Origin of the sequence: Apilactobacillus waqarii (assembly GCF_019061205.1) — a bacterium.
In the GTDB taxonomy this organism is placed as follows: Bacteria; Bacillota; Bacilli; order Lactobacillales; family Lactobacillaceae; genus Apilactobacillus; species Apilactobacillus waqarii.
Map to the genome: position 1 here is coordinate 11,853 of NZ_JAHQYH010000008.1, position 17,845 is coordinate 29,697.

General features: G+C 36.7%; 18 protein-coding genes. 17 read left to right on the forward strand and 1 reads right to left on the reverse strand.

Annotated elements, in window-relative coordinates:
- The 5 genes from KTJ72_RS05585 (at nt 1) to KTJ72_RS05605 (ending at nt 5,556) form a co-directional block, all read left to right on the forward strand.
- The gene (locus tag KTJ72_RS05585; protein ID WP_034531818.1) at nt 1-810 is read left to right on the forward strand and encodes an NAD kinase; all 810 of its coding nucleotides are present in this window, start codon (nt 1-3) and stop codon (nt 808-810) included.
- On the forward strand, nt 803-1,690 hold the full coding sequence (locus KTJ72_RS05590; RefSeq protein ID WP_034534498.1) for an RluA family pseudouridine synthase: 888 nt from the start codon (nt 803-805) through the stop codon (nt 1,688-1,690). The genes KTJ72_RS05585 and KTJ72_RS05590 overlap by 8 nt, the downstream gene beginning before the upstream one ends.
- Before the next feature lie 95 nt (nt 1,691-1,785).
- Nucleotides 1,786-2,637 carry a methyltransferase domain-containing protein gene (locus tag KTJ72_RS05595; RefSeq protein ID WP_217304335.1) on the forward strand — a complete coding sequence of 284 codons (852 nt, stop codon included), beginning with the start codon at nt 1,786-1,788 and terminating at the stop codon, nt 2,635-2,637.
- A 14-nt stretch (nt 2,638-2,651) separates the two neighbouring features.
- The gene (locus tag KTJ72_RS05600; RefSeq protein WP_034531812.1) at nt 2,652-3,164 is read left to right on the forward strand and encodes a tRNA (cytidine(34)-2'-O)-methyltransferase; all 513 of its coding nucleotides are present in this window, start codon (nt 2,652-2,654) and stop codon (nt 3,162-3,164) included.
- Between the two features lie 19 nt (nt 3,165-3,183).
- A complete protein-coding gene (locus KTJ72_RS05605; RefSeq protein ID WP_160184496.1) occupies nt 3,184-5,556 on the forward strand; it encodes a DNA translocase FtsK in 2,373 nt (790 codons plus the stop codon).
- Nucleotides 5,557-5,595: 39 nt separating this feature from the next.
- Here KTJ72_RS05605 and KTJ72_RS05610 read toward each other — a convergent pair whose 3' ends face one another.
- Nucleotides 5,596-5,715, reverse strand: a complete 120-nt coding sequence (locus KTJ72_RS05610) for a DUF4044 domain-containing protein (protein WP_080695541.1) — start codon at nt 5,713-5,715, stop codon at nt 5,596-5,598.
- 131 nt (nt 5,716-5,846) lie between these two features.
- Here KTJ72_RS05610 and KTJ72_RS07210 point away from each other — a divergent pair, with 131 nt between their 5' ends.
- The 12 genes from KTJ72_RS07210 (at nt 5,847) to KTJ72_RS05670 (ending at nt 17,845) form a co-directional block, all read left to right on the forward strand.
- Nucleotides 5,847-6,182: a DUF3397 family protein gene (locus KTJ72_RS07210; protein WP_430385414.1), complete on the forward strand. Its 336-nt coding sequence runs from the start codon at nt 5,847-5,849 to the stop codon at nt 6,180-6,182.
- Nucleotides 6,183-6,354: 172 nt separating this feature from the next.
- A complete protein-coding gene (mraZ, locus tag KTJ72_RS05620) occupies nt 6,355-6,780 on the forward strand; it encodes a division/cell wall cluster transcriptional repressor MraZ (RefSeq protein WP_034531808.1) in 426 nt (141 codons plus the stop codon).
- An 18-nt stretch (nt 6,781-6,798) separates the two neighbouring features.
- Nucleotides 6,799-7,746 (forward strand): 16S rRNA (cytosine(1402)-N(4))-methyltransferase RsmH, encoded by a 948-nt coding sequence (rsmH, locus tag KTJ72_RS05625; protein WP_041152402.1) that lies wholly within the window; start codon nt 6,799-6,801, stop codon nt 7,744-7,746.
- Nucleotides 7,747-7,766: 20 nt separating this feature from the next.
- Entirely contained in the window at nt 7,767-8,144 is a 378-nt protein-coding gene (locus tag KTJ72_RS05630) for a hypothetical protein (RefSeq protein ID WP_041152401.1), read from the forward strand.
- Entirely contained in the window at nt 8,141-10,294 is a 2,154-nt protein-coding gene (locus tag KTJ72_RS05635; protein WP_057198123.1) for a penicillin-binding transpeptidase domain-containing protein, read from the forward strand. Before KTJ72_RS05630 ends, KTJ72_RS05635 begins: the two co-directional genes overlap by 4 nt.
- Before the next feature lie 21 nt (nt 10,295-10,315).
- Nucleotides 10,316-11,272 carry a phospho-N-acetylmuramoyl-pentapeptide-transferase gene (mraY, locus tag KTJ72_RS05640; protein WP_041152417.1) on the forward strand — a complete coding sequence of 319 codons (957 nt, stop codon included), beginning with the start codon at nt 10,316-10,318 and terminating at the stop codon, nt 11,270-11,272.
- A gap of 23 nt (nt 11,273-11,295) precedes the next feature.
- Nucleotides 11,296-12,675: a UDP-N-acetylmuramoyl-L-alanine--D-glutamate ligase gene (gene murD, locus KTJ72_RS05645; RefSeq protein ID WP_217304336.1), complete on the forward strand. Its 1,380-nt coding sequence runs from the start codon at nt 11,296-11,298 to the stop codon at nt 12,673-12,675.
- On the forward strand, nt 12,675-13,766 hold the full coding sequence (murG, locus tag KTJ72_RS05650; RefSeq protein ID WP_140999887.1) for an undecaprenyldiphospho-muramoylpentapeptide beta-N-acetylglucosaminyltransferase: 1,092 nt from the start codon (nt 12,675-12,677) through the stop codon (nt 13,764-13,766). The genes murD and murG overlap by 1 nt, the downstream gene beginning before the upstream one ends.
- A gap of 114 nt (nt 13,767-13,880) precedes the next feature.
- Entirely contained in the window at nt 13,881-14,669 is a 789-nt protein-coding gene (locus KTJ72_RS05655) for a cell division protein FtsQ/DivIB (RefSeq protein ID WP_171823655.1), read from the forward strand.
- A gap of 109 nt (nt 14,670-14,778) precedes the next feature.
- The gene (gene ftsA / locus KTJ72_RS05660; protein ID WP_034531792.1) at nt 14,779-16,140 is read left to right on the forward strand and encodes a cell division protein FtsA; all 1,362 of its coding nucleotides are present in this window, start codon (nt 14,779-14,781) and stop codon (nt 16,138-16,140) included.
- A gap of 29 nt (nt 16,141-16,169) precedes the next feature.
- Nucleotides 16,170-17,402, forward strand: coding sequence for a cell division protein FtsZ (gene ftsZ, locus KTJ72_RS05665; RefSeq protein ID WP_034534477.1), 1,233 nt, complete (start codon nt 16,170-16,172; stop codon nt 17,400-17,402).
- A 38-nt stretch (nt 17,403-17,440) separates the two neighbouring features.
- Nucleotides 17,441-17,845, forward strand: a complete 405-nt coding sequence (locus tag KTJ72_RS05670; RefSeq protein ID WP_034534475.1) for a cell division protein SepF — start codon at nt 17,441-17,443, stop codon at nt 17,843-17,845.

The window sequence follows — 17,845 nt, forward strand, 5'->3', positions numbered from 1 at the left end:
ATGAAGGTTGCAATTTATAGTAACGACGGATTTACATCCAAAGAGGTTGCTACACAATTAAAAGAAAAAATTGATGCGTCTGAAAAACTTGAATACGATGGATTAAATCCGCAAATTGTGATTTCCGTTGGGGGAGACGGAACACTTTTGTCAGCTTTTCATCATTACCGCGATGCAATTAGCAAGATTCGTTTTGTGGGAATCCATACTGGCCACCTTGGTTTTTACACCGACTGGCGTGACTACGAAGTAAAAGAACTAGTCGACAGTTTGGAGGACGATAATGGTCAAAGCGTTAGCTATCCATTGCTATCAATCAAGGTTCAATACACCGATGGTGGACCAGACGATAGTTTCGTTGCGCTAAATGAATCTACCTTAAAACGCATTAACGGAACAATGGTTACTGATATTTACATCAAGGATGAATTCTTTGAAAAGTTTAGAGGGGATGGACTTTGTGTTTCCACACCAACCGGTTCTACCGCTTATAACAAGTCAGTCGGTGGGGCAATCATTAATCCTCAACTAAACGCTATTCAGGTTTCCGAAATGGCATCCATCAATAACCGTGTCTTTAGAACTTTAGGTTCACCTGTAATTGTGCCACCTGACGAAACAATCACAATTGTTCCCGATTCACCAAAACACAACATTTTAACATGTGACCAGTTATTGATTTCTGATCGTCCAATTAAATCAATTTCATATTCCATCTGTAACGATAGAATTTACTTCGCTCAATATCGTCATACCCATTTCTGGAAACGTGTAAGTAATTCATTCATCGGAGTTCACGAGGATGACTAGGTTTACCTGGTCCAATCAACAGGACAGTCCCATCCGATTAAGAACATTCTTACGCCAAAATGGTATTTCGCGCACACTATTGAAACAGATTAAATTCGAAGGCGGAAAAATTGTAGTCAATGGAAGTGAAGAGAAGGTTAATTACATGTTGGCACAGGGTGACGAGGTAACCATTACGTTACCACCCGAACCAGCAAACGATATCATTGCGGTGTCGAATCTACCGATTAATATTTTGTATGAAGATGACCACTTCTTGGTTGTTGATAAACCAGCGCACGTGGCGTGTCTACCATCTCATTTATATAAAAATGACACGATTGCCAATCGAGTGAAAGGATACTTCTTGAGACAAGATTACGACAATCAAAAGATTCATATTGTGAATCGATTGGACATGGACACTAGCGGGATTATCATTTTTGCTAAACATCATTTTGCGCATTCAGTATTGGATAAACAGATGCAACACCATCAAATTGAAAAGATGTATGTGGCAATTGTGGAAAATCCATTGAATGACAAACATCTAGAAATTAACCTACCAATTGATCGACAACCGGGTTCGTTTATTAAGAGATGTGTGATTGATGGTGGAAAACCTTCCAAGACAGAGGCATGGGTGGTAAAAAATACACCTAGTCATTCATTGGTTAAAATTAAATTGCATTCTGGTCGAACCCATCAAATCAGGGTCCACTTCAATGCAATCGGTCATCCGTTAATTGGGGATTGGCTTTACAATCCTGACAATCATGAGCTGAATCGTCAGGCACTACATTGCTATAAAATGAAATTTTATAATCCGTTTACACGACAAGACGTAGTTTGTGAATCAAAAATTCCTACAGACATGTCGTCAATTATTCAAGGCTTCTAATATCTTGATATTAGGGGCTTTTTTTAGTTCCTGTAAATGAAGACTTTACGAATATGATATACTTATATATTGAATTGGATAAGGATGATTTAGATATGAAAAAAATCGAAATTGCAAAGAAATTTTTAAAACAAAATATCGATTTATTTAGATGCCCAGTATGTAAAAAAGCATTTATTAACCAAGTTGATAATTCAATCGTCTGTCCTAACAACCACTCATTGGATATTTCCAAAAAGGGAACCATTCAATTTATTAACCACAAGGTGAATACAGAATATGATGGGGATATGTTAGAATCAAGACGAAGAATTATGCAGGCGGGTTTTTTCGATGGGATTTTACACAAGATTAATGAACTAATCGATGCCGGGCATAAGAATATCGTCGACATCGGTAGTGGAGAAGGAACACCACTAAAACGTTTGGAAGACTTAAGGAAAAACGTGGATAGTGCGATTGGTTTTGATATTTCTAAACCAGGGGTCAACCTATCAACCAGTGAATTAAGCGATCAAATGTTTTTCTGTGTTGCTGATTTGGCAAACCTTCCATTTAATGATCAAAGCATTGATATTATTATGGATTTATTCTCACCATCAGCATACAAGGAATTCAATCGAATCATTGCACCTAATGGTCACTTGATTAAGATTGTGCCAAACTCACATTACCTATATGAATTAAGACAAAAACTTTATGGTAATGATAGCGAAAACAGTAGCTATGATAACCAAAAGGTTGTCGATTTATTTATGGAGCATTATCCAAATGCGAAGAAATACGATGTGAAATACACCGTTGAGTTACCAAAAGAGTTAACTCACGATTTAATGATTATGACACCACTTCATTGGGGCCATAATGCGAAAGATTTAACACAAGCAGAGGTTGAATCACTAACATCAATCACGGTTGATGTATCAATATTAGATAATCAGTTTTAAAGCGAGGAAAAATTATGACTAACCATATTGTTTTATTTGAACCATTAATGCCAGCTAACACTGGTAACATTGCTAGAACATGTGCCGGTACCGATACTGTTTTAGACTTAATCAAGCCATTAGGATTCTCAGTTGATGACAAGCACCTAAAAAGAGCCGGATTAGACTACTGGGACAAGGTTGATATTAACTATCACGAAAGCTTACCAGCATTCATGAACACACTAGGTGAAAAGGACAAACTTTACCTAGTATCTAAGTTTGCTAACCACGACTACACAGATCGTGATTACACTGATGATGACTACAACTACTACTTCATGTTTGGTAAGGAAACAACTGGATTACCTGAAATGTTCATGCGTGATAACGAAGAAAAGGCAATCAGAATTCCACAAGATGATACTCATATTCGTGCATTGAACCTATCAAACACATGTGCCATCGTTATTTATGAAGCATTAAGACAACAATCATTTCCAAACCTTGAAAGAACACACAAGTACGAATACGACAAACTAAAATAAATGATAAGGGGTAATCAATTTGGCAAAGAGAAAAACAAGCGCGCGTAAAAAGAAAAAAACAACCACCAATGCCAAATTATTTAATATCGATAGCAAGTATCAAAATCATATTATTGGATTTGTTATGATTTTGGTTAGTGCATTCAGTCTCTTTAAATTGGGCTTTTTAGGAATCACTTTCGATAATATCGTTAGATTCTTTATCGGAGATAGTAGTCCGTTTGGATTATTGATTACACTAGTTGTTGGCTTTATCTACCTAATTAAGGGACCTAAGCTTGAATACAATAAGCGTTGGATAATTGGTGGAACCATCTTTTATCTTGGGTTATCACTGTTCTTATCAGCATTATTGTTTTCAAACAGTAGCGACAATGCATTTATATCAAAGACACTAACTTTAATTAGTCAGGATTTCATTCACCTAACCGATGCTTCGTCAGTTGGTGGTGGAATGATTGGGGCATGCTTACTAGTAGTATTTGATTTCTTGGTTTCAATACTGGGATCAGAAATCCTATCAATCATCATGATGATTGTCGGATTGATTGTATTCTTTAACGTTCCAATGAACAAAGTCATGGATAACGTTAGAAAGTACTCTGAAGAATCATCACAAAAGATTGGTTCTGCTATCGAGGAACGTAAGCAACGCCGTTTAGAAGCAAAAGAAGCTAACCAAGAAGACGAAGAACCAAGTGAAGACGTTAATCCAATGTCTAGGGTTCAAAGAAGAAAGAATCCATCTCAATCCGAAGAAAAGCCTAAGATTAAACTTTCAGGTTGGATGGATAATGAACCCGAAAAACCAGAGGTAAAAAGTAAGCCAGAAGCTAACTTGGATCGTTCCGACTTCAAGTCAGCAGACGACTACAATCAAGATACAAGAAACAAACCAAAGTTATCTGAAATCATCAACGGTCACACCGAAAACGATAGTAAGGGAATCGATATTAAGGATATTGATGATTCCAACTATCAATTACCACCAATTGAATTGTTATCTGATGTAGCAAGAAGTGACCAAAAAGATGAGTTTAAAAACATCGACCGCAATACAACCGTATTGAAGAAGACATTAAACAGTTTTGGTGTAGATGCCGAAATTAAGAATGTTAACTTGGGACCTTCAGTTACCGAATACGAATTACACCCAGCAATCGGTGTTAAAGTTAGCAAGATTGTTAACCTAGCAGACGACTTGGCTTTGGCACTAGCAGCTAAGGACATTCGTATTGAAGCACCAATTCCAGGTAAATCATTAATTGGGATTGAAGTACCAAATAAGAAGGTCGCAATGGTGTCATTTAAGGATGTTGTCAAAACATCACAACAATCCAAGCACGGATTATTGACAGTGCCATTGGGAAGAAATGTTAGTGGGGATGTTATTACAACCGACCTAACTAAATTGCCTCATTTATTAATCGCTGGTTCAACAGGTAGTGGTAAGTCAGTTGCCATCAACGGAATCATTACTAGCATTTTAATGAATGCTAAACCAAGTGAAGTTAAGATGATGCTAATTGATCCTAAGAAGGTTGAATTAGGAATTTACAATGGAATTCCACATTTGCTATCACCGGTTGTTTCAGAACCTAAGAAGGCTGCAAGAGCCCTTAATAAGGTTGTTGCAGAAATGGAACACAGATATGACTTGTTTGCTAAGCATAATCAAAGAAAGATTAGTACTTTTAATGAATATGTAAAAGGGATGACCGAAGAAGAACGTGGCGATTTAAAGCCACTTCCATACATCGTAGTAGTTGTTGATGAATTGGCTGACTTGATGATGACAGTTTCAAATGACGTTGAAGGTGCCATCATTAGATTGGCACAAATGGGACGTGCTGCCGGAATTCACATGATTTTGGCAACCCAACGTCCATCAGTTGACGTTATTACTGGTCTAATTAAGTCTAACGTTCCATCTAGAATTGCCTTCGCCGTTTCAAGTGGGATTGATTCTAGAACTATCTTAGATACTAATGGTGCTGAAAAACTATTAGGTCGTGGGGATATGTTATACCTACCAATTGATAAGAATAAGCCAAGTCGTGTGCAAGGTGCATTTATATCTGATCAGGATGTTGAAAATGTGGTAGATTATATTAAAGAACAACAACCTGCCGAATATGACGACGATATGATTGTTACGGATGAAGAAATCAAGGTCGACGAAGAAAATGAAGACCAAGATGACTTATTCGATGATGCTCTAGCTTTTGTTGTAAAAGAACAAAAGGCAAGTACATCATTATTACAACGTAACTTTAGAATCGGTTATAATCGTGCAGCTAGAATTATTGATGACTTAGAACAACGTGGTTACATTGGCCCTCAGGAAGGAAGTAAACCAAGAGAGGTTTATAAACAACCTGATAATGACTAAAAAAATGGAACCCATCATTTTGATAGGTTCCATTTTTTATTAGTTTTCAAATAGTTGGAAGGCAGCACCTAGTACTAAACCACCAACAGTTGAGATAATCATTAACCAAACAAAAATCATGGTAATGATTTGAAATCTAGATTTCTTTTTCTTAGCCATTATTAACACCACTTTCCGCAATTAATAATATATTTTAAAGTTTACAGTTCATTAGTAAATAATGCAAACTAATTCATATTGAGGTGATTGTTATTTCTCCGTTTGGATTTTTGACCACGGTATTAGTTCAGGTGGTATTCTTATTCCTATTGTCCTTACTGTTCAATATCGTCAAAAAAATTATTAGCAAACTTTATAAGATTTCGATTAGAGCAAGTGATTTTTTTCCAATTATCATGAGCTATTATATCTACCAATTATCATTGGATAAACACGATCAATCGTTCTTACCATATGTATGGTTAGGACTTGTTATCATTGGGATTATCTACGCAATCTACTACTTATTTACACGCAATAATGCCAAAGTGGGGATTTTTTACAAATTCTTGTGGAGATTTTCAGTAATTTACTTTTTTGTGGTCTGGTCCTCCACCATTTTGATAATTGCAGCAAAAACGCTTTAAAACATTGAGTTACCAACTTTGGTAGCTCTTTTTTTATTGTCTAAAATTAGTGGATTTTAATCTAAATGTGGTGAAAATTAGTACATATTGGAAGAAATTTAATAATAAGGTGGTACGAAGTGGTGGATAGTGGTAAAATCAAGGTAATATAAATTGGAGGGAGTGAAGAAGCGTGTTAATGGGTGAATATGAACATTCAATAGATTCAAAAGGGCGCTTAATCATTCCTTCCAAGATTAGATCAGAAATAGGTGCGAACTTCATCATCACACGTGGACTTGATGGATGTTTATTCGGATATCCTATGGATGAATGGAAAAAGGTTCAAGAAAAGATTAATCAACTTCCTGTAAGCAAGAAGTCAGCAAGATACTTTTCACGTTTTCTATTCTCAGCCGCCGACGAAAGTAAGGTTGATAGCCAAGGAAGAATTAACATTCCAGATACTTTGATTAACTACGCTGGTATCGAAAAAAAATGTGTGATTGTAGGGGTTTCCACAAGAATTGAAATCTGGAGCAAGGAAAAGTGGGACGAATTCTCAGCTACTGCTGGTGAAGAGTTCGACGACATTGCTGAAGACTTAATTGATTTTTAGAAAAGAAGGTGACTAATTATGACGGAATTTCATCATGAAACTGTACTACTTAAGGAAGCGGTTGACGGATTAAATATTAAACCCGATGGCATTTACATCGACTGTACCCTCGGTGGGGGAGGCCACAGTGCCCGAATTTTGTCACAATTAACATCTGGTCATCTTTATTCATTCGATCAAGATGAAGTGGCAATCGAATATAACAAAACTAATCTCAAGCAATACATAGATGAAGATAAGGTTACTTTTGTTAGAAGCAACTTTAGATACATTCAAGAAGAAATGAACAAATTAGGAATTCAATCTGTTGATGGAATTCTGTATGACTTAGGAGTTTCATCTCCACAATTTGATGACGCAAGCAGAGGTTTTAGTTATCAACACGATGCACGATTAGATATGCGAATGGATCAGAGAAATCCATTAGACGCATGGAAAATCGTTAACGAATGGCCATACGAAAAGTTAGTGAAGATTTTCTTCCGTTATGGAGAAGAAAAATTTTCTAAGCAAGTTGCACGAGCGATTGAAAGGAACCGAGAAAACCATTCAATTGATACAACCGAACAACTTGTTGATGTGATTAAGGAAGGAATTCCAGCCGCGGCTAGACGTCACGGTGGTCATCCTGCCAAGAAAGTCTTTCAGGCATTGAGAATTGCCGTTAACGACGAACTGGGTGCTTTGGAAGAATCATTGGAAAAGGCAATCGATTTAATTGATGTGAGCGGAAGAGTGAGCGTCATTACTTTCCAATCACTAGAAGATCGATTGGTTAAGACAATGTTTAAGGAAAAGACCACGATTGAAGATTTACCAAGTGGTTTACCAATCATTCCAGATGACATGAAACCAGACTACAAACTAATTAATAGAAAACCAATACTACCGAGTGATGACGAATTGAGAGATAATCATCGTTCGCATAGTGCAAAATTGAGAGTTATTGAGAGAATTAATAAATAATAGAGAGAAGAGTTAATCTGATGGCACAAAATAATCTAGCTAATAGCGTATACGCTACCCCTGGTTATTACTCCGCAGGGGAACAACAAAAACAACAAAATCCAGAAGTAAAATCAAATGTAAGACTTGGATTGTCAAAATTTGAAAAAACTGTTGTAATATTAGGATGTTCACTTGTATTCTTTTTAATGGTTGGTCTAGTTGGTGAAAAGATTGCACTAGGTAACCACGCCACAGAACTTCAAGTAACAACTAATTTATTAGGCAAGGTTAAAGATGATAACAGTACATTAAAGCAAGAAGTAAGTGAACTTCAAAGCGGAAATCGTCTACAAAAAATTGCTAAACAAGCCGATTTATCTTTGTCCAATAAAAACGTAAGGAATGTTAGCAAATGAATAAATTAAATAATCGGAACAAACAAAAAAAACGCCGAGAAAACCGTAGCCGCTATGGACAATTTTTACTATTGCTATGTCTAGGCGTTTTTTTGTGTATGGTATTGAGATTTACATATGTATCAGTATTTAAAAACGTTGGTGGATACAACTTAAGCGAAATGGCGAAGAGTTTGTACACACAAAGCAACGTAATTTCTGCTAAGCGTGGAACTATTTACGATGCAAACGGTCAACCTCTTGCTGAAGACACTAACGTCTATACAATGTATGCCATCTTAAATAAGAAACAAGTTGGTCTAGATAACAAACCAATGTACATCACTGATAAGGAAAAGGCTGCCAAAGCCATTTCTTCAGTGTTGCCAATTTCCTATAAACAAGCATTAAAGGATCTTTCTCCTAGTACCAACGCTTTCCAAGTTGAATTTGGTGCAGCAGGTACTAACATTTCATTAACTCAAAAACAAAAATTAGATTCATACCACATCTCTGGTTTGAATTTCTTACAACAACCATCAAGACTATACCCAAATGGTGTCTTCGCTTCTCACATCATTGGATATGCGTCTGCTAACTCAAACTCTAGCGATAGCAAGGTATCACTAACCGGTCAAATGGGAATCGAAAAGGTATATAACGAACTATTGACGGGTAAGAACGGATACAAGACTACTCAACTAAACAACGCAGGTGTTGAAGTTGATAACGGTGAAAGTGTTAACAAACCAGCTAAGAATGGTGACGACGTTTACACTACTTTAGACTATCGTCTTCAATCATTACTAGAAACTGAAATGACAAGTGTTTACAATCAAGTTCATCCAAAGACAATGAATGCCGTTTTGATGAACGCCAAAACTGGTGACATTTTAGCAGCTACTCAACGTCCTACATTTAACGCTACTACCAAGCAGGGACTAAGTAGTATCTGGCGTAACACATTGATCCAGGATTCATACGAACCTGGTTCAACAATGAAGATTTTCACTGTGGCATCATCAATTAACAGTGGTCACTATAATGGAAATGCAACATATCATTCTGGTAAATACCTAGTTGATGGTAAGGTCGTTCCTGACTGGAATACTAATGGTTGGGGTAACATTACTTACAACAAAGGTTTCGCATTATCAAGTAACGTTGCCATGGCCCATCTTGAACAACAAATGGGTGCCAAGACTTGGCGCAACTACATGAACCGTTTCCAATTCTTTACTTCAACTAACTTAGGTTTCCCTGGAGAAGAAACAGGAAGCGTTCAATTTAACTACCCAATCGAACAAGCTAATACAGCGTTTGGACAAGGTATCCAAGTTAATGCAATGCAAATGATGAGAGCATTAACTTCAATCGCTAACGGTGGTACAATGTTACAACCAAGACTTGTTACAAAGATTGTGGATCCAAAGACCAAGAAGGTCATTAAATCATATCCAAAGAAGGTAGTTGGTCATCCAATTACCGCAAGTACAGCAAAACAAGTTATTCAACATATGGAAGATGTTGTTTATAAATCATACGGTATTGGTGGAGCATACAAGATTCCAGGCTACAAGATTGCCGCAAAGACGGGTACTGCCCAAGTCAGTGATGGTAAATCAGGATACGAATCTGGTGACGACAGTTACCTATACTCAGTTGCCGGAATTGCACCAGCAAATAATCCAAAATACATCTTATATATAACAATGAAACAACCTCATTTAACTGGAACCAAGACAGCCTCACAATTAATGGCCGAAATCTTTAACCCAGTGATGAGATTAGCATTGGAAGAAAACGTAAATGCTGAAAGTGAAAATAGTCTAAAGGTTCCAAGCATTACTGGTAAGTCTACTAGTGAAGCTAAGGCAGAACTAAAAGCTGCCGGTTTGAAATATGCAATTATTGGTGACGGGGATAAAGTATTAGATCAATCAATTGATGCCAACGAAAAAGTTTCAAAGAATCGAATGGTAATCGTTCAAACCAATGGTAGTAAGACGATGGCTAACCTAAAGGGCTGGTCTAGATATGATGTTGCGACATACTGTCGAATGGCAGGTATTGGTGCCGAACTTGACGGTGACGGATATGCCTATAAGCAATCAGTCAAACCTGGGGCAAGTCTAGACGGTGGAACCAAGGTAACCATAAAATTTAAATAGGGGATTGAAATCAGGATGTTTATGAATATTGTTTTACCAATCATAATTAGTTTTTTAATTACATTAATCTTTATGCCATCTCTAATTGGCTACTTCAGAAGAAAGCATGAAGGCCAAATGATTAGAGAAGAAGGACCAAAGTGGCACGAAAAGAAATCAGGAACACCTACAATGGGTGGTCTTCTTTTCATCATCGCAATTATTATTGCGTCACTAATTAGTGGTGGGGTTGCTCACATGATGAACCCAACGCTACTAATCCTATTGTTCATCCTAGTATTGTACGGATTATTGGGAATGTGGGACGATAGTATCAAGCTATTTAGACGTCAAAACGAAGGTCTAAAAGCATGGCAAAAACTAGCGGGTCAAATCGTGGGTGGACTAATCTTCACTTTCGTTTACGCACACCACTTCCCACTGGCATTAAAGATTCCATTTATGGGTGATTTACACCTTGGTTGGTTCTACGCAATTTTCATTATCTTCTACCTAACTGGTTTCTCAAACGCAGTTAACTTAACTGATGGTTTAGATGGTCTAGTTAGTGGATTATCAATCATTGCCTTCTTAGCTTATGCAGTTGTTGCATTAGTTCAACACCAAATGGATGTTGCAATTTTCTGTTTAGCAGTAGTTGGTGCACTATGTGCATTTATGGTATTCAACCACAAGCCAGCTAAGATTTTCATGGGAGACATGGGATCATTAGCACTAGGTGGTTCATTAGCTGCCGTATCAATTCTGGTTCATCATGAACTTTCATTAGTTTGGATCGGTTTCATGTTTGTATTGGAAACATTGAGTGTAATGATTCAAGTTACATCATTCAAACTTACTGGTAAGAGAGTGTTCTTAATGTCACCAATCCATCACCATTTTGAAATGCTAGGTTGGTCAGAATGGAAGATTGATATTGTTTTCTGGTCTGCAGGTGCTATTTTGGCAATTACCGGAGTTTTATCAATTATTTTATAATAATATTTTTGGGAGCATGAATTATGAAAAATATTGACGATTATCAAAATAAAAACATACTAGTTTTAGGTGCAGGAATGAGTGGAATCAACGCATCTAAGCTATTAAAGCAATTAAACGCTAACGTTTGGTTAAATGACGCTAATCCTTTGAAATCGGACGCAAAAGAAGAGTTAGAAAAAATTGGCGTTGAGGTAATTGATGCTAAACAAAGTCCAAAGATTTTAGATGATTACAATTTTGATTTAATCGTCAAGAACCCTGGAATTTTTTACGATAATGAATTAATTAAAGAAGCAATTAAAAGAAATATTCCGATCACAGTTGAAGTTGAAATTGCTAGTGAAGTCAGCGAAGCACCAATTGTTGGTGTAACTGGTAGTAACGGTAAGACAACCGTTTCAACTATGATTAATGACATCCTAAACGAAGAAAGAACTACTGGACATTCTTACGTAGCCGGAAACATTGGTGTTCCTGCAAGTACTGTTACCACCAAGGCAACTAAGAATGATGACATCGTCTTAGAACTATCTAGTTTCATGCTAGTTGGTATTAAGACGTTACATCCACACATTGCCGTATTAAACAACGTCTTCTCTAACCATCTTGACTACCACAAGACCAGAGAAAACTATGTTAACGCCAAAATGCGAATTACCGAAAATCAAGATGAAAATGACTTTTTCGTTGTTAACTTTGATAATGAAGAATGGCGTGAATTAAGCAAACGTAGTAAGGCTAAGGTGGTTCCTTTCTCATACGATGCAGTAAGTACAGATGGTGCATACGTGAAAGACGAACAAATCTTCTTTAAAGATGAATTTGTTATGAACATCGATGAAATTAGAGTGCCTGGTCAACAAAACGTGCAAAATGCACTAGCGGCAATTGCTGTTGCCAAGATTATGGGCAAGAGTAACTCAGCAATCAAGAAGGCACTAAGTACATTTGGTGGTGTCAGACACCGTGTCCAATACGTATTAACTGCCGATGGTAGAAAGTTCTACAATGACTCAAAGGCTACAGACATTGAAGCGACTCAAGTGGCTTTAAGAAGTTTTAAAGATAACGTTGTTTTAATTGCCGGTGGATTAGATCGTGGTTACACTTTCGAAAAACTCGAAAAGGATTTTGCCGACCACGTTAAGGCAATCACTTTATTTGGTGAAACTAAGGATTTATTAGCAGATACTGCTAAGAAGGCCGGCGTTAAAAACATCAAGATTGTTAACAACATGAAGGAAGCTGTGGATGAAGCGTGGGCAATGAGTGAAGAAGGCGACATTGTTCTATTGTCTCCAGCTAATGCTAGTTGGGATCAATATGATACCTTTGAACAAAGAGGAGACGAATTCATCCAACTAGTAGAACAAAAAACAGGTAGAAAGGAAGAAAACTAATGAGACTAATGATTTCAGGTGGAGGAACTGGTGGCCACATCTATCCTGCACTAGCATTAATTGAAGAACTTCGCAGAGTTGATCCTGATGCTGAAGTTTTATATGTTGGATCAACTAGAGGCTTGGAAAAGGATATCGTTCCAAAGCACAACATCGCTTTTGAAGAACTAGAAATTCAAGGATTCAAACGTTCTCTTTCTTTATACAACGTAAAAACCGTTAGTTTGTTTTTAAAGAGTCTACATAAATCAAAGAAGTTAATTAAAAAATTTAAACCAGATATCGTGATTGGAACTGGTGGATATGTTTCTGGAGCCGTTGTTTACGCTGCTTCACAAATGAATATTCCAACAATGATTCATGAACAAAATAGTGTGGTTGGTTTAACTAACCGTTTTCTAAGCAAACACGTTGATAAGATTGCCGTTGGATTCGAAGATGCCATCAGTCAATTCCCCAAGGAAAAGACTGTATACACTGGTAATCCACGTGCCCAACAAGTGGCGAACTTGAAATCTGATTTTTCTTGGGATCAATACGGATTAAAAAATGATGTTCCAACACTTTTAATCTTTGGTGGTAGCCAAGGTGCATTGAAGATTAACAAAGTTGTTTGCGAAAGCATTCGTCAATACAACGAAAAGAATTACCAAGTTGTGTTTGTTACTGGTAAGAAGCGTTATGATGATGTTATGGAACAACTAAAAGGACAAACAATTAACGATAATGTCGTAATTAAGGATTACATTGCTGATATGCCAAACGTTTTGCCAAAGGTTGATGCAATCGTTGGTAGAGCAGGTGCTACTAGTTTAGCTGAAATTACTGCCCTTGGCATTCCGTCAGTGTTAATTCCAAGTCCATACGTTACCGCTGATCATCAAACCAAGAATGCTTTGAGCTTGGTGAAAAACGATGCCGCTTTAATCATTACTGAAAATGACTTAAATGCGAAGACATTAATTGAAAATTCTGACTTTATCATGAACGATAAGGACAAGAGAAATGAAATGGCTGAAAACTCAAGAAAAATGGGTTGTCGTGATGCCGCAAGTCGTCTGTTGGAAGTTGCAAAATCAATTTGTCATTAATGGAGGAACTTTACTATGAAGTCTAAATTATTTTCCTCAAAAAAATCCTCGAATAGGGCTTCAAGAATATCCGATGATTTTGTTGAATTGCATAAGCAAAAGATAAAAAATAAAATGAAATCTTCCTCATATATCATCATTCCGTTGGTTGTGTTACTACTAATCTTGATTTACTTGGTTTCACCAATGAGTCGAATTAGTAGTATTAGCATTAATGGAAACGGATATATCTCTCAAAGCGATATTAAGAGAGAACTTCAGTTAGATGAAGGGGACAGTATTTTTAAAGTTATTGGTCATAAAAATAAAATTAACCAAAGGGTTATTAATGATGATCATCGCGTTAAATCGTTAGATTTTAAATTTACAGGATTTAATCATCTTTCTGTTGCAGTTTCACCATACAAAGAAATTGGTTATGAAACTCGTGGCAACAAGCAATATCTAATATTAGAAAACGGAAAGGTTACTAATATTGCTGTAAAGAATCCTAATGATTCTAAGATGCCTTATATAGTGAAATTTAATAATCAGTCATTATTGAAATCCATGATTGAAAAATATGTAAAGCTACCTAAGGACATCAGAGACAACATTCGTGTCATTTCATACTCACCAACTAAGGTGTACCCAGATGAATTACACGTTTATATGCGAGATGGTAATCGCGTTATTATCTTGATGCACGATTTTAATGATAAGATGAGCTTCTATCGTTCAATCGCCACTCAATTAAAAACAAAAAGTGTTATTAATTTAGAGGTTGGAGCTTACTCATTTCCAATCAATGATGAGAAAAAAAGTAGCAATACAACCACTAAAGCATCTACTAAAACTAAGCTAAAAGAAACGCTAAATAAGGATGCTAAGAAAACAACAACTACAACTAAAAAAAGAAACTAATAATGGTTCTTTAGAGTTGTCTACTCTTGTGTTAAAATTAACTTATAACTAACTTAAATATAAACTAGAGTATCTAAGAATAATTATGCTTAATTGGAGGTTCCCTTAGATAATGAATTCAGAAATGTATGTTGGATTGGATATTGGAACTACGTCAATTAAGGTGATTGTTGCCGAAAAAGTAAAAGGCCAAATGAACGTTTTAGGTTTAGGAAACGAACGTTCTGAAGGTGTTAGCCGAGGCATCATCGTCGATATTGACAAGGCTTCTGAATCAATTAGAAGAGCTGTTAACCAGGCAGAAGAAAAAGCTGGTATTCAAATTCATGATGTGATTGTTGGTATTCCTGCCAACCAATTAAAGATTGAACCATGCAGCGGTATGGTGGCAATCTCAGATCAATCAAGAGAAATTTCAGATGAAGACGTTAAAAACGTTACTGTATCTGCAATGATTAAAAACCTACCACCAGAAAGAGAAATTATGGACACCTTAGCTGACGAATTCATCGTTGATGGATTTGACGGCATCAAGGACCCAAGAGGTATGGTCGGTGTAAGACTTGAAATGAAGGGTCGTATCATCACTGGACCAAAGACTATCATCCATAATATTAGAAAAGCGGTTCAAAGAGCTGGATTAAATCCATCTTCAATCATCAACATGCCATTAGCACAAGGCATGACCATTTTAGATGATGGGGAACAAGACTTTGGAACTGTTCTAATCGATTTAGGTGGTGGCCAAACAACTGCTTCTGTTGTTCATGATCATCAACTAAAATTCACTACTGTAGATAGTGAAGGTGGAGAATACATCACTAAAGACATTTCTGTTGTGCTTAACACTTCATTAGAAAGTGCCGAAAAAGTTAAACGCGATTACGGTTATGCTGATGAAATCGAAGCATCAGAAAGCAATGAATTTCCAATTGAAGTTGTTGGTCAAAGCCAACCAGTCAGAATTTCTGAAAAATACCTAGCAGAAATTATTCAAGCTAGAGTAGACCAAATCTTTACTAGAATGTACAAGAGTTTAAGTAGCATCTCTGCTTTAAACTTACCTGGAGGTATTGTTCTAACTGGTGGAGTTGCAGCATTGCCTGGAATCTCAGAATTAGCAGCCGATAGATTTGATACTAACGTTAGAGTCTACATTCCAGATCAAATGGGATTAAGACACCCATCATTTTCACTTCCATTGTCACTAGTAACTTATCGTGCTAACATGAGTGAAATTCAAGTGTTAGTAAGATCATCACTAGAAGGCAAAACTGTAGTGAACAACACTCAATCCAATGATGATTTCATTGGTAACGATTATGGCGATGATGTAATCGATAACTCATCTGAATACATTCAACAAGATAATCAACCACAACAACCAAGCAAACCTAAAAAGTCTGGTTCAAAACTAGCTAAAAGCACTAAGGGAAGACTTAAACGCTTTTACCAAGACTTTTTCGAATAAAATAACAGAAGTACACGGAGGAAGTTAAAATGGAATTTTCATTAGATTCTACTGAAAACCAAGGCGCAAAAATTAAAGTTATTGGTGTAGGTGGCGGTGGTAGTAACGCCGTTAACCGTATGATTGCTGAAGATGTTAAAGGTGTTGAATTTATCGTTGCAAATACCGATGTTCAAGCATTAAACACATCAAAAGCTGAAACAAAAATCCAATTAGGACCTAAATTAACTAGAGGTTTAGGTGCAGGTTCAGATCCAGAAGTAGGAACTAAGGCCGCTGAAGAAAGCGAAGAAGCTATCTCAGAAGCACTTCAAGGTGCAGATATGGTATTCGTAACTGCCGGAATGGGTGGTGGTACTGGTAACGGTGCTGCTCCTATCGTTGCAAAGATTGCTAAGGACTCAGGTGCCTTAACTGTTGGTGTCGTTACTAGACCATTTACTTTTGAAGGACCAAGAAGATCTAAATATGCTGCAGAAGGTGTTTCAGCATTAAAAGAAAACGTTGATACTTTAATCGTAATTGCCAACAACCGTCTATTAGAAATGGTTGATAAGAAGACACCAATGATGGAAGCTTTCCAAGAAGCTGACAACGTATTAAGACAAGGTGTTCAAGGTATTTCAGACTTAATTACTAGTCCTGGATACGTTAACTTGGACTTTGCTGATGTTAAGACTGTTATGCAAAACACTGGTTCAGCACTTATGGGTGTTGGTACTGCTACAGGTGAAAACAGAACTGCAGAAGCAACCAAGAAGGCTATTTCTTCACCATTGCTAGAAGTTTCAATCGATGGTGCAAAACAAGTATTATTAAACATCACTGGTGGCCCAGACATGTCACTATTTGAAGCCCAAGATGCTTCAGACATCGTTGCTCAAGCTGCAACTAGCGATGTAAACATTATCTTTGGTACTTCAATTGATGAAGACCTAGGCGATGAAATCAAGGTTACTGTTATTGCTACAGGGATCGAAACTAGTCCAGAAGAACTACTAAACGGCCAAGCACGTCCATCAAGAGTATCAGAAAATCCTGGTAAGGTAGTTAGCCCAAGACATCACAAGGAAGACCAAGGTAACGTTAGAACTAACGACGAAAACACAGATAGCGACAAGCCATCTGACACACGTTTTGAAAACGTACAAAAGAAAGAATTTGATCCATTTGATGCTAACAACTCAAGTGACAATCAAAAGGAAGATAAATCAAGCGATGACGATTTGCCTCCATTCTTCAAATTCCGTCGTAAGAACTAATCACTTTTTCTAGATTTCTTTGAAGGGAATGAATTGAAATGACAGCTAAGTTTAGTTTTAGTAAATTCTTCGGAACTGATTACGATCAAGACGAAGATTTTTACGAAGAAGATAACTCCCAAGTGGAGAACAATGATAAGGTAGTTTCAATTAGCAAAAACTCAAGTCAAAGTCGTAATAGTAAAATTTCTGTCTTTGAACCTAAGATTTATGCTGATGTAAAAACAATTGCGCAAAAATTAATTGATAACAATGCTGTAATCATTAATTTTGATGCTGCTAGCGATGAAGCAACTAGAAGAATTATTGATTTCTTAAACGGAGTTGTTTTCACTATTGATGGAAATATTGAGAGAATTTCTGAATTAGTTTTTCTTTTCACTCCACACAACTACTATGTAGACGGGGAAATCAGAAAAGAAATGAATGAACGTTTAAGATAA

Excerpts from the sequence above, each read along its gene's own strand:
- KTJ72_RS05585 (WP_034531818.1), top strand. The coding sequence starts at position 1 with ATGAAGGTTGCAATTTATAGTAACGACGGATTTACATCCAAAGAGGTT.
- KTJ72_RS05590 (WP_034534498.1), top strand. The coding sequence starts at position 803 with ATGACTAGGTTTACCTGGTCCAATCAACAGGACAGTCCCATCCGATTA.
- KTJ72_RS05595 (WP_217304335.1), top strand. The coding sequence starts at position 1,786 with ATGAAAAAAATCGAAATTGCAAAGAAATTTTTAAAACAAAATATCGAT.
- KTJ72_RS05600 (WP_034531812.1), top strand. The coding sequence starts at position 2,652 with ATGACTAACCATATTGTTTTATTTGAACCATTAATGCCAGCTAACACT.
- KTJ72_RS05610 (WP_080695541.1), bottom strand. The coding sequence starts at position 5,715 with ATGGCTAAGAAAAAGAAATCTAGATTTCAAATCATTACCATGATTTTT.
- rsmH (WP_041152402.1), top strand. The coding sequence starts at position 6,799 with ATGACGGAATTTCATCATGAAACTGTACTACTTAAGGAAGCGGTTGAC.
- KTJ72_RS05630 (WP_041152401.1), top strand. The coding sequence starts at position 7,767 with ATGGCACAAAATAATCTAGCTAATAGCGTATACGCTACCCCTGGTTAT.
- KTJ72_RS05635 (WP_057198123.1), top strand. The coding sequence starts at position 8,141 with ATGAATAAATTAAATAATCGGAACAAACAAAAAAAACGCCGAGAAAAC.
- mraY (WP_041152417.1), top strand. The coding sequence starts at position 10,316 with ATGAATATTGTTTTACCAATCATAATTAGTTTTTTAATTACATTAATC.
- murD (WP_217304336.1), top strand. The coding sequence starts at position 11,296 with ATGAAAAATATTGACGATTATCAAAATAAAAACATACTAGTTTTAGGT.
- murG (WP_140999887.1), top strand. The coding sequence starts at position 12,675 with ATGAGACTAATGATTTCAGGTGGAGGAACTGGTGGCCACATCTATCCT.
- KTJ72_RS05655 (WP_171823655.1), top strand. The coding sequence starts at position 13,881 with ATGAAATCTTCCTCATATATCATCATTCCGTTGGTTGTGTTACTACTA.
- ftsZ (WP_034534477.1), top strand. The coding sequence starts at position 16,170 with ATGGAATTTTCATTAGATTCTACTGAAAACCAAGGCGCAAAAATTAAA.
- KTJ72_RS05670 (WP_034534475.1), top strand. The coding sequence starts at position 17,441 with ATGACAGCTAAGTTTAGTTTTAGTAAATTCTTCGGAACTGATTACGAT.